Genomic DNA, 25,065 nt, shown 5'->3' on the forward strand with positions numbered 1-25,065 from the left:
TGTGTCAGACACATTAATGTTGACTGACACTCCCTCTTCGCGAGCAAGCCCGCTCCCACAGGTTCGGTGTTCAGTCTCTATAATTTGGGGGTGCGCAAGACCCTTCATCAAAGCTCCAGGCCTGTACCTCATGAATTCCCAAAGCATCATCGTCCCGAAAATCTCCACCCTGCCGGTGCACGAACCCCGGGCCCGGGCCGTCGTGCGTTGGCTGGTGCGCAAGAACATCATCGAGGAAGAACTGACCACCTGTGGCCGCACCGGCAATCGCATGGGCCACGCTATCGCCGACGGTGCCCGCGCAGTGGTCCTGCACCCCGAAGCCCTGCCGTTCGGCGAGCCGATCAATGGCCTGGAGATCATCACCAAGCGCTGCATCTATACGCCTGCCAAGGGTTTCCTTGAAGAGGCGGGCTGCGCCGAGTGCCGCAAGGAAGTCGGTGAAGCCCTGTTCGAAAGCCTGGAAGACTGGATGCCGGGGCGTACCGACAACTTCACCTGCCCGGAATGCGGGCATGAAGACGACATCAACGGCTTTCTGTTCCTGCAGGAATGCGGCTTCTCCAACCTCGGTTTCATCTTCAATAACTGGGCCGAAGCCGGGTTCAAGCAGAGCTTTATCGATGAATTCGCCGATTGGCTCGATCAGCCGGTGAGTTGGGTGAAAGTCGAATTGTAGGCGACGCCAATCTCCGTATATCAGTAAAGCCAATAATAGACAGAGTTTTACATTGAACCCGAAGGGGTGTCTGACTATAATGGCGCGCTTCCATTTTCCCGCTCGGGAGCCCCCGCGATGCTGCGTATCAGCCAAGAAGCTCTGACATTCGACGACATTCTCCTAGTGCCCGGTTATTCCGAGGTGCTTCCTAACGAAGTCAGTCTCAAGACCCGCCTTACCCGTGGCATCGAGCTGAATATTCCACTGGTTTCCGCCGCCATGGACACCGTCACTGAAGCCCGTCTGGCAATCGCCATGGCTCAGGAAGGTGGTATCGGTATCATCCACAAGAACATGACCATCGAGCAGCAAGCTGCCGAAGTCCGCAAGGTCAAGCGTTACGAAGCTGGTGTGGTCAAGGATCCGATCACCATCGTCGCCGACGCCACCGTGCGCGAGTTGTTCGAACTGACCCGCATGCACAACATCTCCGGCGTTCCGGTGCTGCACAATGGCGACCTGGTCGGCATTGTCACCTCCCGTGACGTGCGTTTCGAGAACCGTCTGGAAGCCACTGTCCGTGAAGTGATGACGCCTAAAGAACGTCTGGTCACGGTCAAGGAAGGCGCCGACAAGAACGATGTGCGTGAACTGCTGCACAAGCACCGCATCGAGCGCGTGCTGATCGTCGACGACAAATTCGCCCTCAAGGGCATGATGACCGTCAACGACATCGAAAAAGCCAAGGCTTACCCGCTGGCCAGCAAGGACGATCAAGGTCGTCTGCGTGTTGGCGCTGCAGTCGGCACCGGTAAAGACACCGGTGACCGCGTTGCCGCCCTGGTCGCTGCCGGCGTTGACGTGGTGGTGGTCGACACCGCTCACGGTCACTCCAAGGGCGTGATCGACCGCGTTCGCTGGGTCAAGCAGAACTTCCCTGAAGTGCAGGTCATCGGCGGCAACATCGCCACCGGCGCTGCCGCCAAGGCCCTGGCCGAAGCTGGCGCTGACGCCGTCAAGGTCGGTATCGGCCCTGGCTCGATCTGCACCACCCGTATCGTCGCCGGTGTCGGCGTGCCGCAAATCAGTGCCATCGCCAACGTTGCTGCTGCCCTCGAAGGCACTGGCGTACCGTTGATCGCCGACGGCGGCATCCGTTTCTCCGGTGACCTGTCCAAGGCCATCGTAGCCGGTGCTTCCTGCGTGATGATGGGCTCGATGTTCGCCGGTACTGAAGAAGCGCCGGGCGAGATCGAACTGTTCCAGGGCCGTTCGTACAAGGCTTATCGCGGCATGGGTTCGCTGGGCGCCATGTCCCAGGCTCAAGGTTCCTCCGACCGTTACTTCCAGGACTCCTCGGCAGGCGCCGAGAAGCTGGTTCCGGAAGGCATCGAAGGGCGTGTTCCTTACAAAGGCACCCTGAGCGCGATCATCCACCAACTGATGGGCGGCCTGCGTTCCTCGATGGGCTACACCGGCAGCGCCGACATCGAAGAAATGCGCACCAAGCCTGAGTTCGTGCGGATCACCGGCGCTGGCATGGCCGAGTCCCACGTTCACGACGTGCAGATCACCAAGGAAGCGCCAAACTACCGCGTAGGTTGAGCCTTCAAGCAACAAGCTAAGCAACCGGGGCTGTTTTATTCAGCCCCGAGTTGTTTCTGAATCACGACTGTTTCCGAATTTTTTAGACGAGACTGAATCATGGCCCTCGACATTCACGCCCACCGCATCCTGATCCTCGACTTCGGTTCCCAGTACACCCAGCTGATCGCCCGCCGCGTGCGTGAAATCGGTGTGTACTGCGAACTGCACCCGTTCGACATGGACGAAGATGCGATCCGCGAATTCGCTCCTAAAGGCGTCATCCTCGCCGGCGGCCCGGAGTCGGTTCACGAAGCCAACAGCCCGCGCTGCCCGCAAGCGGTGTTCGACCTGGGCGTGCCGGTCTTCGGTATCTGCTACGGCATGCAGACCATGGCCGAGCAACTGGGTGGCAAGGTTGAAGGTTCCGAGCTGCGTGAGTTCGGTTATGCCCGCGTTGACGTAGTCGGCAAGAGCCGCCTGCTCGACGGCATCGAAGACCACATCGACGCCGATGGCCTGTTCGGCCTCGACGTGTGGATGAGCCACGGTGACAAAGTCACGAAGATGCCGGAAGACTTCCACATCCTGGCCAGCACCCCGAGCTGCCCGATTGCCGGTATGTTCAACGATGCTCGCGGCTACTACGGCGTGCAGTTCCACCCGGAAGTGACCCATACCAAGCAAGGCGGTCGCATCCTGTCGCGCTTCATCCTCGACATCTGCGGCTGCGAAGCCCTGTGGACGCCATCGAAGATTGCTGAAGACGCCATCGCCCAGGTTCGCGCCCAGGTCGGCACCGACAACGTCCTGCTCGGCCTGTCCGGCGGTGTTGACTCCTCGGTAGTTGCCGCGCTGCTGCACAAGGCCATCGGCGACCAGCTGACCTGCGTGTTCGTCGACAACGGCCTGCTGCGTCTGCACGAAGGTGAGCAAGTGATGGCCATGTTCGCCGAGAACATGGGCGTCAAGGTGATCCGCGCCAACGCCGAAGAGCAGTTCCTGAACAACCTGGCCGGCGAAGCCGACCCGGAGAAGAAGCGCAAGATCATCGGCCGCACCTTCATCGACGTGTTTGATGCCCAGTCCAACAAACTGGACAACATCAAGTACCTGGCCCAGGGCACCATCTACCCGGACGTGATCGAGTCGGCTGGCGCGAAAAGCGGCAAGGCCCACGTGATCAAGTCGCACCACAACGTGGGCGGCCTGCCGGAAGAGATGAACCTGAAACTGGTCGAGCCACTGCGCGAACTGTTCAAGGACGAAGTCCGTCGTCTGGGCCTGGAACTGGGCCTGCCGTACGACATGGTCTACCGTCACCCGTTCCCGGGCCCGGGCCTGGGTGTACGCATCCTCGGTGAGGTGAAGAAGGAATACGCCGACCTGCTGCGTCGCGCCGACCACATCTTCATCGAAGAACTGCGCAAGGCCGACTGGTACCACAAGGTCAGCCAGGCCTTCGTGGTGTTCCAGCCGGTGAAATCGGTCGGCGTGGTCGGCGATGGTCGTCGTTACGCTTGGGTCGTGGCCCTGCGTGCCGTAGAGACCATCGACTTCATGACCGCGCGTTGGGCGCACCTGCCTTACGAACTGCTGGAAACCGTTTCCGGCCGCATCATCAATGAAATCGAAGGCATCTCCCGCGTCACCTACGACGTGTCGAGCAAGCCGCCAGCGACCATTGAGTGGGAATGATCCCGCGTCAGCCCTGAGGGCTTGAGCGCCGGATAAAAAGCCGTGTGAACGAGAGTTCACACGGCTTTTTGCTTTGCTGCGGAACCTTCCTGCGGCCCGTCGTCACGCCCGCTTTGCTGTTTCTTTCACAATTGCAGGTGTATCGTATTCGCCTTTTGCGGGCCCCCGGGTCTGTCGCTGATACGTGAGGTAGTTGAGTTCATGTCGTTTACCCGTCGCCAAATCCTCGGTGGCCTGGCCGGTCTTGTTGTCGTTGGTGTCGGTGCGGGGGGCGCTTCGCGCTACTGGCTGGGCAAGATGGCTGACGCCGAGGCGGGCCACGACTACGAGCTGATCGCAGCGCCGCTGGACGTGGAACTGGTAGCCGGGCACAAGACCCAGGCCTGGGCCTTCGGCCCGTCGGCGCCGGGCACTGAATTGCGGGCGCGCCAGGGTGAATGGCTGCGGGTGCGCTTCATCAACCACCTGCCGGTCGCCACCACCATCCACTGGCATGGCATCCGCCTGCCGCTGGAAATGGACGGTGTGCCTTACGTGTCGCAATTGCCGGTGTTGCCGGGGGAATACTTCGACTACAAATTCCGCGTGCCGGATGCTGGCAGCTACTGGTATCACCCGCATGTGAACAGCAGTGAAGAGCTCGGTCGTGGCCTGGTCGGTCCGTTGATCATCGACGAACGCGAGCCGACCGGTTTCAAGTATGAAAAGACCTTGAGCCTGAAGAGCTGGCATGTCGACGAGGTGGGCAATTTCGTCGAGTTCAGCATTCCCCGTGAAGCGGCCCGTGGCGGTACGGCGGGGCGCCTGGCGACCATCAATGGCGTGCCGCAAGCGGTGATCGACCTGCCGGCCGGGCAGATCACCCGTGTACGCCTGCTCAACCTCGATAACACCCTGACCTATCGCCTGAACATTCCCGGCGTCGAAGCGCAGATCTATGCGCTGGACGGCAACCCGGTCGAGCCACGACCGCTCGGCAAGGAATACTGGCTCGGTCCGGGCATGCGTATTTGCCTGGCGATCAAGGCCCCGCCGGCCGGTGAGGAGTTGTCGCTGCGCAATGGTCCGGTACGCCTGGGCACGTTCCGTTCAGTGGCCAATAGCGATGCGCCGACCGAGTGGCCGCCGGCCTTGCCGGCCAACCCGATCGCCGAGCCGGACCTGGCCAATGCCGAGAAACTCAACTTCAATTTCGAATGGGTCGGCTCGGTGTCTGTCAACGTTGATAACGGCAAGCCGCCGAGCTTGTGGCAGATCAACGGCAAGGCCTGGGACATCACCGACAAGACCTGCGCCGACCGCCCGATTGCCAGGCTCGAGAAGGGCAAGAGCTATATTTTCGAATTGAAGAACATGACTCAGTACCAGCACCCGATTCACCTGCACGGCATGAGTTTCAAGGTCATCGCCTCGAACCGGCACAAGGTCATTCCGTATTTCACCGACACCTACCTGCTGGGCAAGAACGAGCGCGCGCAGGTAGCGCTGGTGGCGGATAACCCGGGTGTATGGATGTTCCACTGCCATGTGATCGATCACATGGAAACCGGCCTGATGGCCGCCATCGAGGTGGCGTGATGCGTCAGATTCGTCCCGCCGCCATCATCGACCGCAGCCGTGATCGCGAATTCATGCGCGAAGCCCTGGCACTGGCGGCCCAAGGCGCGGCCCTCGGCGAAGTGCCGGTGGGCGCGGTGCTGGTGCAGGACGGAGAGATCATCGGTCGCGGCTTCAACTGTCCGATCACTGGCAGCGACCCGAGCGCTCATGCCGAGATGGTCGCCATCCGCGCCGCCGCCCAGGCCGTGAGCAACTATCGCCTGCCGGGCAGCACGCTGTATGTGACGCTGGAGCCGTGCAGCATGTGCGCAGGCCTGATCGTGCACTCGCGGATTGCACGGGTGGTGTACGGGGCGCTGGAGCCGAAGGCGGGGATCGTGCAGAGCCAGGGGCAGTTCTTTACCCAGGGCTTTTTGAATCACCGGGTGTTGTATGAAGGCGGGGTATTGGCGGAGGAGTGCGGGGCGGTGTTGAGCGAGTTCTTCAAAGCCCGGCGCGCAAAACCTTCAGACTGAACACGGACCCCCTGTGGGAGCGGGCTTGCTCGCGAAAGCGGTGGGTCAGACACATTCATGTTGACTGACACTCCCTCTTCGCGAGCAAGCCCGCTCCCACATTTTGATCTCTGTTGATCGGGAGATTGTGGTTTTACTTGCGAGCCACAATCACCGCCCGCATCGGCGCCGGCAGCCCTTCAACGGTCTTGCTGTGATCCTCGGGATCGAGGAAGTCGCTCAACGACTGATACTTCATCCACTCCGTCCCGCGCTGTTCCTCGACTGTGGTGGTGCTCACATCCACGCACTTCACATCGGTGAACCCGGCCCGACGCAGCCACAATTCCAGCGCCGGCACCGACGGCAGGAACCACACATTACGCATTTGCGCGTAGCGGTCTTCCGGCACCAGTACCTGATGCTTGTCGCCTTCGACCACCAGGGTTTCCAGCACCAGTTCCCCGCCCTTGACCAGGCAATCCTTCAGCGCCAGCAAATGCTCGATGGGCGAACGTCGGTGATAGAACACGCCCATGGAAAACACCGTGTCGAACCCTTCGAGGTTCGGCGGCAGGTCTTCGAACGGGAAGGGCAGGTGCCAGGCATTCGGTTCGGACAAGTAACGCTGCACTGCCTGGAACTGGCAGAAGAACAACCAGTTCGGGTCGACACCGATCACGCTGTCGGCGCCGGCGCCAAGCATGCGCCACATGTAATAACCGTTGCCGCAGCCGACGTCGAGGATGCGCTTGCCTTTCAGATCCAGGTGCGGGGCGACCCGCGACCACTTCCAGTCCGAGCGCCATTCGGTGTCGACGTGCACGCCGAACAGGTCGAACGGCCCCTTGCGCCATGGCGACAGGCCCATCAGCGCAGTGCGCATTTGCGCGCGGGTCTCGTCGCTGCAATCGGTATCCAGCTTCAAGCCGTTGAGCAGATCGACTTCGCTCGGCTGGATCTTCGGCAGGGCATCCAGCGCGCTTTGCCAGCGTTCCAGGTCGCCATGGCCCTTTTCCATTTTCTTGTCGAGTTGCGCTTGCAGGGTGTTGGCCCAATCGGCCAGCGGCGTGCCGGCCAGACGGCGGGCGAGGGGAGACAGATCAATCATGGCAAGGCAATCAACGAGGCAAAGTTAAGACACTGGAACCACGGCACGACCTTCGAGAACCCGGCGGCCAGCAGGCGTTCGCGGTGTTCTTCGAGGCTGTCGGGCTTCATGACGTTTTCGATGGCGCTGCGCTTCTGGGCGATTTCCAGTTCGCTGTAGCCGTTGGCGCGCTTGAAGGCGATGTGCAGGTCGGTGAGCAACGCGTGCTCCTGCTCGTCTTCGAAGCGCAGTTTTTCCGAGAGGATCAGGGCACCACCAGGCAACAGCGACTGACGGATGCGCGACAGCAACGCCGTGCGCTGGTCCGGGGCGATGAATTGCAGGGTGAAGTTCAGCGCTACCACCGAGGCCGGCTGGAACTCCAGCGCGAGGATGTCGCCTTCGATCACCTCGACCGGTAGCAACTCCTGGAACATCGAATCCTGACCGTTGAGGTACTCGCGGCAGCGTTCGACCATCGCCGCCGAGTTATCCACAGCGATCACCCGGCAACCGTCGGTGCGCACGTGCCGGCGCAGGGCCTGGGTCACGGCACCCAGCGACGAGCCAAGGTCGTAGAGCACGCTGTGGGGCTGGGCGAACTGCGCGGCGAGCACGCCGAGGTTTTCGACGATGGTCGGGTAACCCGGCACCGAGCGCTTGATCATGTCCGGGAACACCCGCACCACGTCCTCGTTAAAGGCGAAGTCAGGCACCTGGGCCAAAGGCTGGGCGAAAAGGCGATCGGGTTCTTTGCTCACGGCGGTTCCAGCGGTGTAGGTGGAAAAGGCCGGCATTTTAGCCAAGTTGGCGCGGGGATGCGCGGGTTGTCTGATAAAGCGGCGGGATAGGTGCGGATACTTCGTTGTCAGTGATATCGCTATCGCGAGCAGGCTCGCTCCCACAATGGATCTCGTCGGATACAAATCTTGTATTCACAGCAGATCAAATGTGGGAGCGAGCTTGCTCGCGATGGGGTCAACGAGATTTTTGAGTGAATGCCGAGGCAGTGATACCCCATTGCCCCAGCCAGTAACTGAGAATGATCACATAAGGCGCCGCATCGAACGGCACCACAAACCGGCTGATGCCGATCACGCTGTCGGAGAACACGAACGCCACCGCCCCTGCCGCCGCCAGCAGCGCCGAACGCTTGGGCACATCGCTCCCGAGTCGGGCCAGGGCGCGCCAGAGCATGGCGCTGATCGCCGTGCCATAGACAATCACGGGCACCAGCAACGGGCCGAGTCCGTTGGAAATCAAAATCCCCAGCAGGACCGCGCCGACGCAGAGGGCCAGCACCAGCGGCAGTACGGCCAGGCGCCGGCAATCGCTCAGATAAGCCTTGAGATAAGCCAGGTGCGCGACCAGAAACGCGCCAAGGCCAAACACGAACAAATCCCCCGGCCATGCCAGCAACACGTCGCCGACCAGGGAGAAAATCAACCCAAGGCTGATCCAGCGCCGATATTCGCCGGGCGGTGCATCGTGCAGCCAGCCGAGCAGGGCCAACACCGGCAGCGGCTTGACCAGCAGGCACAGCAGGGACGCATGCACGCTCAGGCCATAAAGGAAGGTCACCGCGCCCATCAGCGCCAGAATCAGCCAGCCCACGGTCAGTTGACCGAGATCGCGCAGTCGAACGAATCCACCGGCAGCACTTCCGGCGCCCATGGCTGTTGCGAGGTCAGGCGCAAACGCCCGGTGCCAGTCGCAAAAGCCTGAAAGCGCCAAGTCGAGACCCCGGCCGCGCCGACGATGCCGGCATCTTCCGGATTTCGATAAACCTCTGGCCCCAGGGCGTGTAACACGCCACCGGCGGAATCCTGGATCGCCCAGCGATAACCCGTGGTCGGATTGCTCGGCAGGGTCAGGATCAGGTTTTGCCCGTTGCTGAGCTGCACCGGACATTCGCTTTGTTTTTCCACGGTCACGTTGTGCGCAGGTTGCGTGGCGCATCCGGCCAGCAAGGCGAGGGCGAGGGGGACAAGCAGGCGAATGGGGGACATAGGCTTCGGGGGCTCCGGCGTTCACGACGAACGGCGAGCATAACTGAAGATGAGACAAAGTGTGACAGTCAGCCTGGACGGTGGTGTCAGGACTGACGCCTTCGCGGGCAAGTCGAATCGTCGCACCGCCGCTCCCACAGGGATTGAGGGTGCACACAAGTTTTGTGACCGACTCAATTTCCTGTGGGAGCGGGCTTGCCCGCGAAGACGGCAGTACAGGCGCTACAAGAACATCAGAACAACACCTTCGCCACATCCGCAAAACGCTTGGCAAAGTGCACGGTAATCCCTTCCTTCAGATACTCCGGCAGCTCCTCGAAATTGCCCTGATTCGCCTCCGGCAGAATCAGCTCGAAAATCTTCTGCCGCCGCGCCGCAATTACCTTTTCCCGCACCCCGCCAATCGGCAGTACATGCCCGGTCAACGTCAGCTCGCCGGTCATGGCCACGCCTTTTTTCGGTGGCTGGTTGCGCGCCAGCGAAAGCAGGGCGCTGGCCATGGTCACGCCGGCGCTCGGGCCGTCTTTCGGCGTGGCACCTTCCGGCACGTGCAGGTGGACGAAGGCTTCGTCGAAGAACTTCGGATCGCCGCCATAGGACTTCAGGTGCGAGCTGACGTAGCTGTAGGCGATTTCCGCCGACTCCTTCATCACATCACCCAGTTGCCCGGTGAGCTTGAAGCCACGGTTGAGGGTGTGGATGCGCGTGGCTTCGATCGGCAGGGTCGCGCCGCCCATGCTGGTCCAGGCAAGGCCGGTGATCACGCCGACACCCGACAGCACCTGCTCGTTGCGGAACACTGGCTTGCCGAGGGACGCCTCGAGGTCTTTCGGGCCGAGCTTGATCACCGCTTTCGGCTCGTCGAGCAGTTTCATCACCGCTTTGCGCACCAGTTTGCCGAGGTTTTTTTCCAGCTGGCGCACGCCGGCTTCACGGGCATAACCGTCGACCAGCGCCTTGAGCGCGCTGTCGCTGATGCTCAGGCTGCCCTTGGACACGCCGGCTTTCTCAAGCTGCTTGGGCCACAGGTGACGCTTGGCGATGGCGACTTTTTCTTCGGTGATGTAACCCGACAGTCGAATCACTTCCATCCGGTCGAGCAACGGGCCGGGGATCGAATCGAGGGTGTTGGCGGTGCAGACGAACAACACTTTCGACAGATCCATGCGCAGGTCGAGATAGTGGTCGAGGAATTCGACGTTCTGCTCAGGATCGAGGGTTTCCAGCAACGCCGAAGCCGGGTCGCCCTGGTAGCTCTGGCCCATCTTGTCGATCTCGTCGAGCATGATCACCGGGTTCATCACTTCGACGTCTTTCAACGCCTGCACCAGTTTGCCCGGCTGTGCGCCGATGTAGGTGCGGCGGTGGCCCTTGATCTCGGCTTCGTCGCGCATGCCGCCGACGCTGAAGCGGTAGAACGGCCGGCCCAGGGATTCGGCGATGGATTTGCCGACGCTGGTCTTGCCCACGCCCGGCGGGCCGACCAGCAGCACGATGGAACCGCTGATTTCGCCTTTATAGGCACCAACGGCGAGAAATTCGAGGATGCGGTCCTTGATGTCGTCGAGGCCGGCGTGGTGTTTGTCCAGCACCTTGCGCGCGTGCTTGAGGTCGAGTTTGTCCTCGCCGTACACGCCCCACGGCACTGAGGTCGCCCAGTCGATGTAATTGCGGGTCACCGCATATTCCGGCGAGCCGGTTTCGAGGATCGACAGCTTGTTCATTTCCTCTTCGAGGCGTTTCTGCACCTGCGTTGGCAGGACTTTGCCCACCAGCCGCTGTTCGAACTGTTCGAGGTCGGCGCTGCGGTCGTCTTTGGTCAGGCCCAGCTCCTGCTGGATGACCTTGAGTTGCTCCTTGAGGAAAAACTCGCGCTGATGTTCACCGATCTTGCGGTTAACTTCGGCGGAAATCTCTTTTTGCAGGCGCGCGACTTCGACTTCCTTGCGCAACATCGGCAGGACTTTTTCCATGCGCTTGAGCATCGGCACGCAGTCGAGCACTTCCTGCAGTTCACTACCGGTGGCCGATGTGAGCGCGGCGGCGAAATCGGTCAGCGGCGACGGATCGTTGGGGCTGAAGCGGTTGAGGTAGTTCTTCAGCTCTTCGCTGTACAGCGGGTTGAGCGGCAGCAGTTCCTTGATCGCATTGATCAGCGCCATGCCATAGGCCTTGACCTCATCGGTCGGCTCGGAGGGCTGATGCGGGTATTCGACTTCCACCAGGTACGGCGGGCGGTGATGCTTGAGCCAGGTCTTGAGACGTACGCGGGTCAGGCCCTGGGCGACGAATTGCAGCTTGCCGTTTTCGCGGCTGGCGTGGTGCACCTTGACCAGCGTGCCGTAGAGCGGCAGGGCCGAGGTGTCGAAATGGCGCGGGTCTTCCTGGGGGCTGTCCATGTAGAACAGGGCCAGGGAATGGTGTTCGGACTTGGCCACCAGGTCCAGGGTCTCGGCCCACGGCTCTTCGTTGACGATGACCGGCAGCACCTGGGCCGGGAAGAACGGGCGATTGTGGATCGGGATGATGTAGACCTTGTCCGGCAGGTTCTGGCCAGGCAGGGCCAGGCCTTTGCCAGGTTTGTGCTGCGTGGCGTTTTCCGGGTCGGCGTATTCACTCGGGTCTTCGGGGAATTCCTGCTGGTCGCTCATGGGGGCACCTGCGCAATGGGTATGGGTCTTAGATGGGGCAGGTTGGCGGTGGTTTCAACGGTCATTTTCTGCGATGCGGTGTTTCGCAGGTGTGTTCAGCGCAGAGACAGGTTAGCTGAACCAAGGCTGTGCGCGGTCAAAATGTGGGAGCGGGCTTGCTCGCGAAGAGGGAGTGTCAGTCGATGTAAATGTTGCCTGACACACCGCTTTCGCGAGCAAGCCCGCTCCCACAAGGGGGGCGGTGTGGCACAAAATAAGGCGACGTCCTCACGGGCGTCGCCTTTCGTTTTACTGCCGCTAAAACTTACTCGGACAGTTTGTACGCAATCACATAGTCACCCATTTTGGTGCCCAGTGAGCCGTGACCACCGACGACCAACAGCACGTACTGCTTGCCGTCCTTGCCGGTGTAGGTCATCGGCGTAGCCTGACCGCCAGCCGGCAGGCGCGATTTCCAAAGCTCGTTGCCGGTGTTGACGTCATAGGCGCGCAGGTATTGATCCAGCGTGCCGCTGAGGAAGCCGACGCCACCGGCGGTGACCATCGAGCCGCCCATGCTTGGCACGCCGAGTGGCAGGCCGATAGGCAATGGCGAGCTGTCGCGGCTGGTGCCGTTCTTGCGTTTCCACACGACTTTGCTTGTGGTCAGGTCGATGCCGGCCACGTAGCCCCAGGCTGGAGCCTGGCACGGTACGCCGAACGGCGACATGAACGGGTGCATGATCACCGCGTAAGGCGCGCCGGTGTTCGGTTGCACGCCCGCGGTTTCGCTCTCGCGCTTGCTGCCGGCCGCGACTTCGGCGCGAGGCACCATTTTCGATACGAAGGCCATGTAGTTCGGGCTGGTGAACAGCATCTGGCGAACCGGGTCGACCGAAACTCCGCCCCAGTTGAAGACGCCGACGTTACCCGGATAGATCAGGCTGCCCTGTTCCGACGGCGGGGTGTACTGGCCTTCGTAGCGCAGTTCCTTGAACTGGATGCGGCACAGCATCTGGTCAAACGGGCTGGCGCCCCACATGGCTTTTTCGGTCAGTTCCGGGGCCAGCAGGTTCAGGTCCGAACGGGCCTGGGTCGGCGCGGTGTGGTCACCTTTCACGGCGCCTTGCGGAGCCGGGATTTCCTTGATCGGGATGATCGGCGTGCCGTCGCGACGGTCGAGTACGTACAGGCTGCCTTGCTTGGTCGGTTGGATCACAGCCGGCTTGATGCCGTCGGCGGTTTTCATGTCCAGCAGGGTTGGCTGGCTGCCGACGTCCATGTCCCACAGGTCGTGGTGAGTGAACTGGTAGTTCCAGCGCACCTTGCCGGTGGCCAGGTCCAGCGCGACCAGGCCGGCACTGAACTTCTCGGCGCCCGGGGTGCGGTCTGCGCCCCACTGGTCAGGGGTCTGGTTGCCCAGTGGCAGGTAGACCATGCCGAGTTTTTCGTCGACGCTGGCCAGCGACCACATGTTGGCCGAGTTGCGGCTGTAGTGTTCGCCCTCTGGCAGCGGTTCGGTTGCGTCGGGATTGTTGCTGTCCCAGTTCCACACCAGATGACCATCGTGTACGTCAAAGGCACGGATCACACCGGATGGCTCGTTGGTCGACTCGTTGTCGGTGACGTGGCCGCCCATGATCACCAGGTCACGGGTGATCGCTGCCGGCGAGGTGGAGTAGTAGCCACCAGGGGTGAACGGCCCAATGCCTTGAGTCAGGTCAACCACACCGTTTTTACCGAAACCTTCGCAGACCTTGCCGGTGTCGGCGTTGAGTGCGATCAGGCGTGCATCGGCGGTTGGCAGGTACAGACGGCGCGGGCAGGCCTGGGCGACGGCTTTGCCGGCCTCGGAAATCATTGCCGAGGCAGCGCTTTCAGACTTGGCGTAGGCCGCTTCGTCGTAGTACGACACGCCACGGCAGGTCATGTGGGCGAAGCCCTTGAAGCCCACCGGGCTCTTGATCTGCGGGTCGAAACGCCACAGTTCCTTGCCGGTGTCCGGGTCCAGCGCCAGCACCCTGCTATGGGCGGTGCAGGCATAGAGCATGCCGTTGGCCTTGAGCGGGGTGTTTTCGTTGGTCAGTTCCACCGGGTCATCGGCGGTTGGCAGATCGCCGGTCTGGATACGCCAGGCTTCTTGCAGCTTGCCGACGTTGGCCGGGGTGATCTGCTTGAGTGGCGAATAGCGGTCACCGAATTCGCTGCGGCCATAGGCCTGCCAGTCTCCGTCAGGCATTTGTGGCGCAGTGCTGGTCATGTCAGCCGAATCACGACCCAACTCGCCGAGGGTCTCGCCCGGATGGGTGAACAGGCTGGCCACGGCGGTGACACCGGCCAGGACCACGGCCACGCTCAAGGTGCCAGTGCCCATGGGGGCAGGGCCGTTGATCAGCAATGGACGACGGAACCACGGCAGCAGCATCACCACACCGAGGGCGAACCACAGCGCCAGGCGCGGCACCAGTTGCCACCAGTCCAGGCCAACTTCCCACAGCGCCCACAGGGTGCTGGCGAACAGCACCAGTGCATACAGGCCCAGCGCCGCGCGGCGGGCGGCGATCAGCAGGACGCCGCTCAGCGCGATGCCGATACCGGCCAGCAGGTAATACAGCGAGCCGCCGAGCATGCTCAGCTTGATCCCCCCGGCCAGCATGGCCAGGCCCATCAGCAGAAGCAGGATGCCGAGCAGGGTCGGCAACAGACGGCTTCGACTCAAGGCACTATCAGTGCTCATAGTGTGATTCTCCGTGATGTTTCAAGTAGTCCTGCGCAAGTTCACTGTAGATGACGATCTTGTGCGGGCATGGTTCAGATAAAGGCTGTTGGGTTCACGCAATCCCTTGTGGGAGCGGGCTTGCTCGCGAAAGCGGTGGCTCAGGCAACACAAATGTTGGCTGTGATGACGCCTTCGCGAGCAAGCCCGCTCCCACAGGGTTTTGTGGTGTTGGTCAGAACGAGGACTGGACCTTGATCCCGCCGATCAGCGCGTCATCGACCTCGTTCACGCCACCGGGGTGGCGGATGTATTGCAGGTTCGGGCGCACGGTCAGCCAGTGGGTCACGTGCACGCCGTAATAAAGTTCGGCGCTGTATTCGGTGTCCTGGGGTGGCAGGTAGGACGGGTTGTCGTAGTCGAATACGGCGTTGGCCTGGTTGGTCGCCTCGGCATTCTTGCGAAAGGCCGGGTTGACGTGGACGCGGGCCATGGCAAAGCCGATGTCGTCCCGGGCGCGCGCGTCGAACGGGCCTTTGTAGACAAGGCCGGCCTGGACGTAGTTGTCGATGGCGTTGGTCTTCTTGTCGTGCATCGTGCCGTTGGCAAACAGGCTCAGGCCGCGGGAGTGGTCGCTGGCGACGCTGGTGACTTGCTGCTGAAGGCCCAGCCACACGCCGTGCTTGCTCGACGCGCTGCGGTAGGCTTCGCCGCTAAGGGCGGCAGGCTGGCCATTGCTGTCCTTGTAGACGTCGGTGGCGCTGGCGCTGCTGTAGTAGTAACCGGCGCGGTATTCACCCGGCAGGCCGTTGAGCTTTGGCGTCCACACCAGCTCCACCGGCAGGACCGCGCCTTGGGTGCCGCTGCCGCTGAGCTTGAAACCGTTGTCGCGGTCAAGGTTCGACGGGTTTTGCTCGTACGCGCCGACCTGTGCATAAAGCTCTGGCGTCAGGTGATATTTGACCCGCATCGCCCACTGGCTGACCGGCCAGTTGTACCAGATGTCGCCCGCCCAGTTGCCGACCTGGGAACCGCAGAACGCCAGGTTCTGGAAGTCGCAGGGGAAGCTGTTGAAATCTTCGCCTTCGCCGAATCGGCCGACCTTGATGTCGAGTTTTTCATCGAAGAATTTCTGCTGATACCACATCTGCGTCAGGCGCCAGGTCTGGCCGCGGCCCCAGACTTCCTGGGCCGAGGTGAAGCCACCGACCCGTGGGTCGTTGATGCGGTCGTTACTGATGTTGTTGCCGTTGCGTTCGGTGATAGTCAACTGGAACTCGGCGTCGTCCCAGCCAAGGATCTTCTGCAAGTCCAGATGGGTGCCCAGGCCGAACTGGTCGCTGTAGCGGGCCGTGCGGTCGTGGTCGTAGCCGCCGTGCAGATTGCTGCCCATTTCACCGGTGTAGTCGACTTTGAAGTCGTAGCCTTTTTCCGCGAGTTCTGTGCGAGTGCCGTTCCAGTCACCGAGCATCCACGGTGAATCGCTATCGAAGGCAGGCGCCGCCTGAACGCAGGAGGCAAGGCCCAGCGCGGTAAGGCCACCGATCAGGGGCAGGATGTTTCGGTGGGCAGCAGTTGCAAAGACAGCGCTGTCTCGCAAGGATTTAAAGTCAGGCATAGAGACGGAGTTCTTGATCTTTTTCTGGGGGATAAACGGAAAGCAGCAGGCTTGAAGCGAAAGCAGAAGCGTTTCAGCAGGCAGCGGGGCGCAAGGATAATGTTCTGTTACAAATAGAGAAAGTGCTTTTGCTGACATGCAGCCTTTCGGATTTGGTAACAGTGACAAAAGATCGCAGTCTTGAGGGACTCCATCCGCGCGTGTTCCCACGCAAACTCGGGACGTATCCGGACGATCTTTTCCGTTTCACCTACATTTAACGTAAGGTGCGCGGCTTCCAATTCCCACTCTGCTCGAAGGCCCGGCATGACCGAACACAACACCGATCCGTTGCATGGCGTGACGCTGGAACAGATCCTCAACGCGCTGGTTGAACACTACGAGTGGTCGGGGCTGGCCGAGCGCATCGATATCCGCTGCTTCAAGAGCGAACCGAGCATCAAGTCGAGCCTGACGTTCCTGCGCAAGACCCCATGGGCGCGGGAGAAGGTCGAACGCCTGTATGTGAAGTTGATGCGCACCAAACGACCGCTTTGAACATGGCCGACCCGTCTGCGTTACGCCGTCATTTTGTGGCCGTGGCTGCCATGCTCGGCTGGGCGGGATTGAGCATCCAGATGTACCTGATTCTCCATTCACGCTGGGCGCTGGGCGCCAGCCTGATCGGCGGGCTGATGAGTTTTTTCAGCTATTTCACCGTGCTGAGCAACACCCTGGTGGCGACCGTGCTGACCTGTGAATGGACATCCCGCGAGTCAGCCGCGCGCCGCTGGTTCCTGCAGCCTTGGGTCAGCAGTGCGATTGCCGTGAGCATCGCCGTGGTGAGCCTCGGCTACAACCTGTTGCTGCGCCACTTGTGGCATCCCGAGGGCTGGCAATGGCTGGCCGATGAACTGTTGCACGACATCATGCCGTTGCTGTTCCTGGGGTATTGGTGGTGGTGTGTACCCAAGGGCACATTGCGCGTGTGGCATATCGCGCTGTGGGTGATTTATCCACTGCTGTATTTCGCCTATGCGCTGTTGCGCGGGCACCTGCTGGCGGTTTACCCGTATCCGTTCGTGGATGTGGACAAACTCGGTTATCCACAGGTGTTCATCAATGCCGGCGGGTTGTTGGCGGGGTTTGTGGTGATTGGGTTGCTGGTGATCGGGTTGGATCGGTGGCTGGGACGGCGTGGCAAAAGCGTGGATTTGTAGCGATTGTGGCAACGCCTTCGCGAGCAAGCCCGCTCCCACAGTAGATCTTCAGTGTGCGCAGAATTTAGGTGCGACCAAGACCAAGTGTGGGAGCGGGCTTGCTCCGGGCGGCGTTCCGACGAAGAGGCCCGAGAGCAGATCACTCCTCGCCGCTGTCCCCCAGTTTCCAGTACCCAACCGCCTTGACGAACTGCTCGTCCAGCCCATGCTCGTCGAGCAACACCCGGCGAATCTGCCGCGACACTTTGCTCTCGGTCGCCACCCACGCGTACAGGCTGCCGGCTGGCACCTGGATCTGGCGCACGGTGGTCAGCAGATTGTCCTTGCCACCTTCGCGCAGCACCCAGATCACATTGACCTCGGCCGCACTGTGCAGCACTTGCTGCTCCTTGCCGTTTTCCACTTCCACGATCACCAGCGCACGGCGGTTGGCCGCCAGGCCTTCAAGGCGCCGGGCGATGGCGGGCAGGGCGGTTTCGTCGCCGATCAGCAAGTAGCTGTCGAACATGTCCGGCACGATCATCGAACCCCGCGGCCCGCCGATGTGCAGGAACTGCCCGGGTTGGGCCTGCGTCGCCCAGGTCGAGGCCGGGCCGTCGCCGTGCAGCACGAAGTCGATGTCCAGCTCCAGGGTATCGAGGTCGTAGCGGCGCGGGGTGTAGTCGCGCATCTCAGGCAGCGGACCGTTGTCCTTGCCGGCGCCCAGCACCAGGGTTTCCAGCGCCTCAGCCTGCTCGACGTTCTGCGGGAACAACAGTTTGACGTGATCGTCCGTGCCCAGGCTGACGAAGCCTGCCAGTTCAGAGCCGCCCAAGGTAATTCGACGCATGCGCGGGGTCAGGTCGACCACGCGCAAGACTTCCAGGCGACGGCGTTTGATTTCATGCATGACACGGTAAATGGTTGAGGCGATCACTTCAGTCATTCGGCGTTCTCCTGAACGGGTTGAACGGCGGGGCCGTCGACGATGGCTTTGGCGGTGTTGTTGAGCAGGTCACGTACCCGCAGGATTTCGTCCGGGCTCCAGCGCCCATGGTGCATTTGCAGGGCGTGGCGCAGGTTATGCACAGCCTCGTGGATTTCCGCCGGGCGATCATGGCCGCGTAGCGAACGCTTACTGACGTCGATGCGCGTGCGCACGCCATCCAGGGCAACGGCTTGCTCTTGCAGGAACAGACGTCCGGCATCGGTGATGGTGTAGCGTTTTTTTCCGCCTTCGGCGTCGCCCAGGATCAGTTCGCTTTCCTCCAGGAACGTCAGGGTCGGGTAGATCACGCCGGGGCTGGGGCAGTAGGCGCCCTCGAACATGCCTTCGATCTGGCGGATCAGGTCGTAGCCATGGCACGGCTGTTCGGCGATCAATGCCGGCAGCAACAACTTCAGATCGCCGGGGGCAAACACCCGGGGCCCGCGGCCACCGCGTTCACGGGCGGGACGTTTTTCGAAGCCGTCGCGGCCATCGCCATGCTCGCGGTGGGGGGAATGATGGTCTCTCATTTTCTGCTTTCTCTCGTCGTGTTTAGATACAACTTAAGATATATCTTATCTGAAGGGCAAAGGTTCCCGACTAACGGCAATCCCTGCATCGGCCCTGGCTTGAAGGTCAAATCGAAAAAATAGTGCTTATTAGTACAGGTAAAATCTCAAAGATTAGTGTTAACTCTCTAATGTATTAGTTTGCTCCATTGTTTACTGGGGCTGTGGTATTGGTCTTACAGAAGTTACTTTGTCGATATCTCGCCTGTCATTGCAGGTAGGGTGCTGTTTGTAGTCTGTCTCTTACAGCAAGGCATTGATTTGTAGTTATTTCAGGTTTTTTCTTTCTGCTGTCATGGCGCTTCGGCTACGCACTCGTGGGAATTGTCTTACTTACTTTCAGGAACAATTGGTCGATCATCTTTCGGCGTTGAAAGTTCGGTTGGGCAAATAGCTGCTCGTGACAGTTTTACTCATCATGAACTTTCAGCACTTCGATCCTTTATACAAACAGGTACTGAAAGATGTTCAAGAAAATTGCGTTCGCTGCTCCTCTGGCTGTTTTGGCTTTGAGTTCTTCGATGGCATTTGCTGCAGAAGAAGTGCGTAGCTCCATCAATATCAGCGCCACCATTCCAAGCAAGGTATTTCACGCCCAGCCGGTGAACCCTGACTTCGGTAAAGATGAACAAATGAACTACAACCTGGTTGATGGCACTCTGAGCTCACTGCGGGCGGCTTACGATATCCGGCACACCAACGGCGCGGTCGGCGCTTATGTGGAAGGGGGGCCGCAGCCCCTGTTCAACGGTGCCAACAACATTGCACTGACCTACACCTTCAACGGGGTGACCTTGACCGGAGCTTCTCAAGAAGTGGTTGGCGATGCTGAGTCCAACGGCGGTATGCGCGCTGACCTGGTGATTGCCGCGGCCAAACCATTGGTCACTCAAACGGGTCTTTACACGGCCACCCCGGTTGTGATTTTCGACGCAATTCCTCGTGTCAATCCGTAAGTACGGTTATGAAATAAGGTCTTTCCTTATTTGGTAATTCTTCCCGGTCGATGGGTAATCACTACCTGTCGATCGGGTTTTAACGCACTGATCTTCAGAGTATTTCCTTCATGTTCCCGATGACTCCCATCGCGGCGGCGCTTGCCTTGCTTTTTTGCGCAAACGCACTGGCCGCGCCAGCGGAAAACCGCCATACCCCTCGAAGTTTGCTGGCACAGGCCAAGGGGCTGCCGACCGAGTTCGAAGAGCACTTCTTTGATGTGCCGTTGGCGGTGCGCGTGGAACTTGACCAGCAATTTCTCGGTGAGGCGATGGTGGTGTTAACCCGCGACGATCGTATCACCCTCGTTGACTTCGCCGATGTCGGCGACAGCACGATCAAGGCCAGTGAGCGCGACACCTGGTCGAACTATCTGAAACAAGGGGTAGCGCTGGGCGGCTGCCAGGCCAAGTGCCCGGAGCAACTGTTGGCGGTGCACTACAGCCTTGAAAACTCGCTGGTGTCGATCCTCACGGAAAGTGCCGAGCGTGACGGCCAGGCGCAGCGTTACTACACACTGCCTGAAGGCGGCAGCACCGGGCTGATCGTGCGCAATCAATTGAACCTCAACGGTGGCCAGAATCAGGATCTGGGTGGGCGTTATGGTCTTGAGGCCAGTAGCAGCCTGGGCAACTGGACTCAGGCGATCAATATGCAATTGTCCCGACTGGGCGGCATGGACAACACGCTCTATCACTCGGTGAATGAGCTTTACACTCAGCGCGAACTGGAGGGCAGCTTCCTGCGCCTGGGCCTTTTCACACCCTCGTCCGAGGGGTTGACCCGACAGCCGCGTACCTTTGGCACCAGTCCGGACACTGCGCTAGGCGTCATGTACGGCAGCTCCGACAGTCTGGCCATCAATAATCTGAAACCGGCGGTCTATCCGATTTACGTCACCGCCAATCGCCAAGGCTCAGTGGAAATCTACCGTGATGGGTTATTGATCAACACCCAGGCAGTGCCCGCCGGGTTGCAGACCCTCGATACCCGGCCGTTGCCAGGAGGGATCTATGAAGTGGAGGTACGTCTGATCGAAGACGGTCAGATCACCTCCAGTACCCAGGAACTGGTCTACAAGCCCAGCAATTGGCGCAATCACGACGAGCGCTGGCGCTACAACCTGTTCGCCGGTCGTGAATCCAAAGTACTCAGCAATTGGGACGAACAGGACGACGGCGACATGACCGCCGGTGCGGCGATCAACTACCTGTTACACCCACGGGTCATCCTGGGCCTGAGCGGGCGGCAGGTGGGTGACGCCTTGCAATACGGCACCTCGGTCGACTGGGCGGTCGTCAACAATGCGAGCCTCTATGCCAGTGTCTACCAGACCGAGAACTACGGCACCGGCCTCGACGTGCAGGGGCTCTATTCCTATGGCAGCGGCAGCATCGTCGCCAGCCACAACCGCAGCTGGCTCGACACGACTCGGCTCTACGACACGTTGCCGGACGGTACACGAGTGCGACAGCGCAATGTGTTTGTCGGCCAGACCAGTAACTCTTCGCTGTCGGTCAATCATCGGTTGACCAGCAAAAGCTCGGTCAATGCCCGGGTGTCCCACAGCGAAGGCAACACCGAAGGCACGGGCGTTGATCTTGGCTGGACCCAACGCACCCAACTGTTTGGCAGCGATGCTAACTGGCGGTTGTCCCTGTTCGACCGGCCCGGCAGTTTCAGTTCGGGTGATGACAGGAATCGCGGCATCGACCTGAGCGTCAACATCGCCCTTGGCGGCCCGGGTGAGCAGATCTCCGGCAGTATCGGTACCCGCACTGCCCGCGAAGGTGGCCGGGATAACAACGCGTCGATCACCTATCGCAAAGACCTTCAGGATCACCTGTTGCAAAGTGTCTCGGCCACGGCCATTACCGATACCTACGGCGTCGGTTTGAATGCCATGGCGAACATGCAATCGGACCTGGTCAATGGAGACGGATTCATACAGCGCTCCTCTTTCAACAACGACCTCACCGGTGGCTTGAACCTGGACAGCACCGTGGCCGTCGGCGCGAGCAAGATGGTCATGACCAGCCAGTATCACCGCGACGGTGCTGGCATGATCATCGATGTGGAGTCGGACATCGAAGATATCGCGCTACGCGCCGATGATTTGAGCGGCGGCAGTGCGTTACTCAAGCCGGGGCGCAACTTTGTGCCGATCACCGCCTACAAAAGCAGTTCCGTGAGCTTCGATTTCGAGGGCAATCATGTGCCCGCGGCGAGTATCCAGCCGGCCCGTTCCAGCTATCACCTGAACAAGGGCGGCGTGGAGTACCGCAAGATCACTGTCAGCAAAACCGTCACCGTGCTCGGCCGCCTGGTCGACCCTCAGGGCAAGCCGCTCAAGGGCCATCACATCATCAACCACGCCAGTCGTGGCGTCAGCGAAGTCGATGGCTTTTTCTCCATGGAAATGAATGCAGGTTCACCCACGCTGGAAGTGCGTTCCGGTAATCAGTTGCTTTGCCAATTCCGTCTCGACCCGAACAACGCCCGACGTGAAAACGATGTGCTGATGATCGGTGATTTGCACTGTACGCCGGATACCTTGGCGGATATCACCGAAGCCGTGCAAAACGCTGGTTAATAAACACTGCTGACTATCTGGAATCGCAAAATGATGAATCTTTGGACAGCCTTTCAATTGCTCAGGACAAGGGCGATTTTGATCGGCTGCTGGTTATCTGTTTCGGCAATGAAGGCTGGAGCAATCGTCCTGCCGATTACGGCCACCTTCAATCCTGAGCCGGGCAACCCGCTGAAAAACGAATTCAAGAACACAACTCCCAATCAAGGGTTCTGCCGCGACTATCCGGAGATCTGCAGGGCTCACAATATATTCAGCCTGCGCTCTCACGTGGGGGGTGTGCCACTTAATGGTCCTATCGAGGCCAATCACGCTGACATACGCGCGGGGGCAATGATCAAGACCCCTGCAGCCTGGCGCAACTTGTCAGTGAGGCACCGCGAAACTGGCGAAGAGGTCATGTTAGAAGTCCGTATTGCCGGGATGGGCGGTGTTTACGACCTGAGCCATAGCGTGATGGAACTCACAGGTACCACTGATTTGAGGGTAGGGCATAGGGTGTTGTGGGGCAGCAGTTGGGCAACTGCACCGAGTCCCTGTGTAAGTATCGGCCGCAATTCCTATTATGGTTATACCGGCTTCGCTTTTTTTTGGCTGACGCCTGAAGAACAGGTTTGTAGCAAACAGGCCAAATTCCCCATTCCAGGTTTAGGTTACCGCTACCTGGATTTCACCTATCAACTGCGTACGCCGGACCCGCTGAAAATGTCGACGGGGATCTACGAAGGTACGCAGGTATACACGATCATGCCTGGGGGCGATTTTGACCTTGGCGACATAGTCGCTCCCACGGATTCAATTATCCAACTCGATTTTACCCTGACCGTGGAACACGCCCTGAAGGTTGATGTTCCACCCGGAGGCAATCAAATCGAGTTGGTCCCCCAGGGAGGTTGGCAAGGCTGGTTGAACCAGGGACGTAAACCTGTCCGTTTGTTCCGTGATCAGACCTTCACTATCTCGACATCCAGCCGCTTCAAGATGCGGCTTGAATGCCAATACATCGTCGGCAACACCTGCGCGTTACGTGAGGCGAAATCTGCTGATCTTGTGCCATTGCAAATGGGCGTAAGCCTGCCCAACGGCCTGACAGATGCCTCAGGGCAATCAGTCAATCGTCTTCCCCTTCGACTCGATGGCAGTGGCTCGGAGCTTTTTCAACCCGGTTTTTATCTCGATCGCAAGCCGGGAACCCTGCACTTTGAAATTGCCCGCGAACACGTCGAGTCGATGCTGAGTGAGGGCGTTAGAAAAACATACTCGGGTGATGTCACGGTGATCTGGGATTCGGAAGTTTAAACCCATGTCGGTGGATCCGATTCGGGGGGTTAATTTATTGAGGTGGTATGTCATGAAACGTCTGTTGGTACTCTTTGGTTTTTCTGTGTTTTCCCATGCTGCTCTGGCCGGGCCGCAAATCAATGTCGGAGTTGTTTACGACTATCTGGATGGCGATAAAAGTACTTATTTGAAACGTGTATTCAACGGTGGTGACAGCACCGCTTTCGTCAAGATCAACATCCTCGAAATTATCTATGACATCGATGGCAAGGCCCGGGAAATTCCACTGGAGAACCAGGCAGATGGCACTTCCCGCAATGGCTTGATGGCCAGCCCCGCGCGCTTGATCGTGCCGGCCAGCGGCATGCAGGGTTCGCGGTTGTTGTACATGGGGGAGCGTGAAAAAGAACGTTACTTCCGCGTGCGCTACGTGCCTGTGGTGCCGGAGAAGGAAGATGAGTTTGCTGTGTCCGTCGAAGAGCGTGAAGACTACAAAAAGAGCCTGTCGGCAGGGGTCAACGTACTGGCCGGGTACGGCACTGTATTTTTCGTACGTCCAAAAGATACTCGTTACGACAGTGTGATCGAGAACGACGTCAGCCAGTACCGAATCCGTAATAACGGCAACACCGTGGTGGTGATCGATGAGTTCAAGGACTGTTCAGTCAAGAATGAACAGGAATGTCAGCCCGTTACCAAGCATCACATTCTGGCCGGTCGAACATTCAAGTTCGATAAGCAGGCAGGCCGTGAATACCGTTTCACCATGGTTGAAGGATCCAAAGCCACGAAGCTGGACGTAAAGGGATAACGCTGAGCATTGGGCGGAGGTTGTGTTACGGCTTTCAGCCTTTTTAATTGCGTGCAGTGCAAACAGGTGATGACACATGTTTAAAAAATTAATGACCCTCATTTCGATGGTGGCGCTGACGCTGGGCAGCGTTTATGCCTATGCACTCGTCGAGCGAGAAACCTTTGAAGTCTCAGTCACTATCCCGACCGCGGAATTCTATGTGTTGCCGGTTGATCCGGACTGGATTGGACGGGAACAAAAACTGAGTTGGGATTTGACTGCGCAGGAACTAAGTTCGCTGCGTAAACAATTCGATGTCAAAAACAGCAATGGCGAGATCACTGCACGATTAAGTGATGAGCCTTATTTGAGCAATGGCAGAGACGTAGACAATATTGCATTGGATGTTCAGTTCAACCGGGTAAAGCTCACGGTGCATGATGCACCTGTCATTTCGGAAACTGACGGAAAAACCGGTAAACGCGTGGAGCTGGTGATTGCGGCAGTCAAACCGGATGACGGTTACAAACCCGGTGAGTACTACGGCAGCGTGCACATGATCTTTGAGGCGAGCGCTCCTTGATCCTGTTTTAGAAACAAATGACGA

At 59.7% G+C, this 25,065-nt stretch carries 21 protein-coding genes; 12 read left to right on the forward strand and 9 right to left on the reverse strand.

Annotated elements, in window-relative coordinates; all coding sequences use genetic code 11:
- Nucleotides 1–130: 130 nt before the first annotated feature.
- The 5 genes from KGB28_RS08315 (at nt 131) to tadA (ending at nt 6,018) form a co-directional block, all read left to right on the forward strand.
- A complete protein-coding gene (locus KGB28_RS08315) occupies nt 131–679 on the forward strand; it encodes a sugar ABC transporter ATPase (RefSeq protein WP_223444104.1) in 549 nt (182 codons plus the stop codon).
- A 117-nt stretch (nt 680–796) separates the two neighbouring features.
- Complete coding sequence (gene guaB / locus KGB28_RS08320) at nt 797–2,266, forward strand: IMP dehydrogenase (protein ID WP_008053208.1); 1,470 nt, start codon at nt 797–799, stop codon at nt 2,264–2,266.
- Between the two features lie 99 nt (nt 2,267–2,365).
- Nucleotides 2,366–3,943, forward strand: a complete 1,578-nt coding sequence (gene guaA, locus KGB28_RS08325; protein ID WP_150754483.1) for a glutamine-hydrolyzing GMP synthase — start codon at nt 2,366–2,368, stop codon at nt 3,941–3,943.
- Nucleotides 3,944–4,144: 201 nt separating this feature from the next.
- Nucleotides 4,145–5,521 carry a multicopper oxidase family protein gene (locus KGB28_RS08330; protein ID WP_223444106.1) on the forward strand — a complete coding sequence of 459 codons (1,377 nt, stop codon included), beginning with the start codon at nt 4,145–4,147 and terminating at the stop codon, nt 5,519–5,521.
- Nucleotides 5,521–6,018: a tRNA adenosine(34) deaminase TadA gene (gene tadA / locus KGB28_RS08335; protein ID WP_150757936.1), complete on the forward strand. Its 498-nt coding sequence runs from the start codon at nt 5,521–5,523 to the stop codon at nt 6,016–6,018. Before KGB28_RS08330 ends, tadA begins: the two co-directional genes overlap by 1 nt.
- A 133-nt stretch (nt 6,019–6,151) precedes the next feature.
- On the opposite strand, the gene cmoB is transcribed toward tadA, so the two are convergent.
- From cmoB to KGB28_RS08370, 7 genes are all read right to left on the reverse strand, one after another.
- Complete coding sequence (gene cmoB / locus KGB28_RS08340; RefSeq protein WP_150726749.1) at nt 6,152–7,108, reverse strand: tRNA 5-methoxyuridine(34)/uridine 5-oxyacetic acid(34) synthase CmoB; 957 nt, start codon at nt 7,106–7,108, stop codon at nt 6,152–6,154.
- Nucleotides 7,105–7,884, reverse strand: a complete 780-nt coding sequence (gene cmoA, locus KGB28_RS08345) for a carboxy-S-adenosyl-L-methionine synthase CmoA (RefSeq protein WP_191629417.1) — start codon at nt 7,882–7,884, stop codon at nt 7,105–7,107. The genes cmoB and cmoA overlap by 4 nt, the downstream gene beginning before the upstream one ends.
- 181 nt (nt 7,885–8,065) lie before the next feature.
- Entirely contained in the window at nt 8,066–8,701 is a 636-nt protein-coding gene (locus KGB28_RS08350) for a lysoplasmalogenase (protein WP_223444184.1), read from the reverse strand.
- Nucleotides 8,702–8,703: 2 nt separating this feature from the next.
- A complete protein-coding gene (locus KGB28_RS08355; RefSeq protein WP_223444108.1) occupies nt 8,704–9,096 on the reverse strand; it encodes a protease inhibitor I42 family protein in 393 nt (130 codons plus the stop codon).
- A 233-nt stretch (nt 9,097–9,329) separates the two neighbouring features.
- Nucleotides 9,330–11,747, reverse strand: coding sequence for an endopeptidase La (gene lon, locus KGB28_RS08360; protein WP_223444110.1), 2,418 nt, complete (start codon nt 11,745–11,747; stop codon nt 9,330–9,332).
- Nucleotides 11,748–12,051: 304 nt separating this feature from the next.
- Complete coding sequence (locus tag KGB28_RS08365) at nt 12,052–14,463, reverse strand: glucose/quinate/shikimate family membrane-bound PQQ-dependent dehydrogenase (protein ID WP_223444112.1); 2,412 nt, start codon at nt 14,461–14,463, stop codon at nt 12,052–12,054.
- Nucleotides 14,464–14,677: 214 nt separating this feature from the next.
- Nucleotides 14,678–16,060, reverse strand: coding sequence for a carbohydrate porin (locus tag KGB28_RS08370; RefSeq protein ID WP_223444114.1), 1,383 nt, complete (start codon nt 16,058–16,060; stop codon nt 14,678–14,680).
- Between the two features lie 306 nt (nt 16,061–16,366).
- Between KGB28_RS08370 and KGB28_RS08375 the strand changes: the two genes are divergently transcribed.
- Both KGB28_RS08375 and KGB28_RS08380 read left to right on the forward strand, forming a co-directional pair.
- Nucleotides 16,367–16,597: a VF530 family DNA-binding protein gene (locus KGB28_RS08375; protein WP_046041003.1), complete on the forward strand. Its 231-nt coding sequence runs from the start codon at nt 16,367–16,369 to the stop codon at nt 16,595–16,597.
- Between the two features lie 2 nt (nt 16,598–16,599).
- Nucleotides 16,600–17,259: a Pr6Pr family membrane protein gene (locus tag KGB28_RS08380; protein WP_223444116.1), complete on the forward strand. Its 660-nt coding sequence runs from the start codon at nt 16,600–16,602 to the stop codon at nt 17,257–17,259.
- 139 nt (nt 17,260–17,398) lie between these two features.
- Here KGB28_RS08380 and KGB28_RS08385 read toward each other — a convergent pair whose 3' ends face one another.
- Nucleotides 17,399–18,184, reverse strand: a complete 786-nt coding sequence (locus KGB28_RS08385) for a siderophore-interacting protein (protein WP_223444118.1) — start codon at nt 18,182–18,184, stop codon at nt 17,399–17,401.
- Nucleotides 18,181–18,756: a PadR family transcriptional regulator gene (locus KGB28_RS08390; RefSeq protein ID WP_223444120.1), complete on the reverse strand. Its 576-nt coding sequence runs from the start codon at nt 18,754–18,756 to the stop codon at nt 18,181–18,183. The genes KGB28_RS08385 and KGB28_RS08390 overlap by 4 nt, the downstream gene beginning before the upstream one ends.
- Nucleotides 18,757–19,259: 503 nt before the next feature.
- Between KGB28_RS08390 and KGB28_RS08395 the strand changes: the two genes are divergently transcribed.
- From KGB28_RS08395 to KGB28_RS08415, 5 genes are all read left to right on the forward strand, one after another.
- Nucleotides 19,260–19,751 carry a CS1 type fimbrial major subunit gene (locus tag KGB28_RS08395; RefSeq protein ID WP_223444122.1) on the forward strand — a complete coding sequence of 164 codons (492 nt, stop codon included), beginning with the start codon at nt 19,260–19,262 and terminating at the stop codon, nt 19,749–19,751.
- A gap of 110 nt (nt 19,752–19,861) precedes the next feature.
- Nucleotides 19,862–22,384 (forward strand): TcfC E-set like domain-containing protein, encoded by a 2,523-nt coding sequence (locus KGB28_RS08400; protein ID WP_223444124.1) that lies wholly within the window; start codon nt 19,862–19,864, stop codon nt 22,382–22,384.
- 30 nt (nt 22,385–22,414) lie between these two features.
- The gene (locus KGB28_RS08405; protein WP_223444125.1) at nt 22,415–23,683 is read left to right on the forward strand and encodes a hypothetical protein; all 1,269 of its coding nucleotides are present in this window, start codon (nt 22,415–22,417) and stop codon (nt 23,681–23,683) included.
- 52 nt (nt 23,684–23,735) lie between these two features.
- A complete protein-coding gene (locus KGB28_RS08410; RefSeq protein WP_223444126.1) occupies nt 23,736–24,476 on the forward strand; it encodes a molecular chaperone in 741 nt (246 codons plus the stop codon).
- A gap of 76 nt (nt 24,477–24,552) precedes the next feature.
- Nucleotides 24,553–25,041: a CS1 type fimbrial major subunit gene (locus KGB28_RS08415; protein WP_223444128.1), complete on the forward strand. Its 489-nt coding sequence runs from the start codon at nt 24,553–24,555 to the stop codon at nt 25,039–25,041.
- The last annotated feature ends 24 nt before the right edge of the window (nt 25,042–25,065 follow it).

Source organism: Pseudomonas sp. BF-R-19 (assembly GCF_019956445.1).
Classification (GTDB): Bacteria; Pseudomonadota; Gammaproteobacteria; order Pseudomonadales; family Pseudomonadaceae; genus Aquipseudomonas; species Aquipseudomonas fluorescens_BH.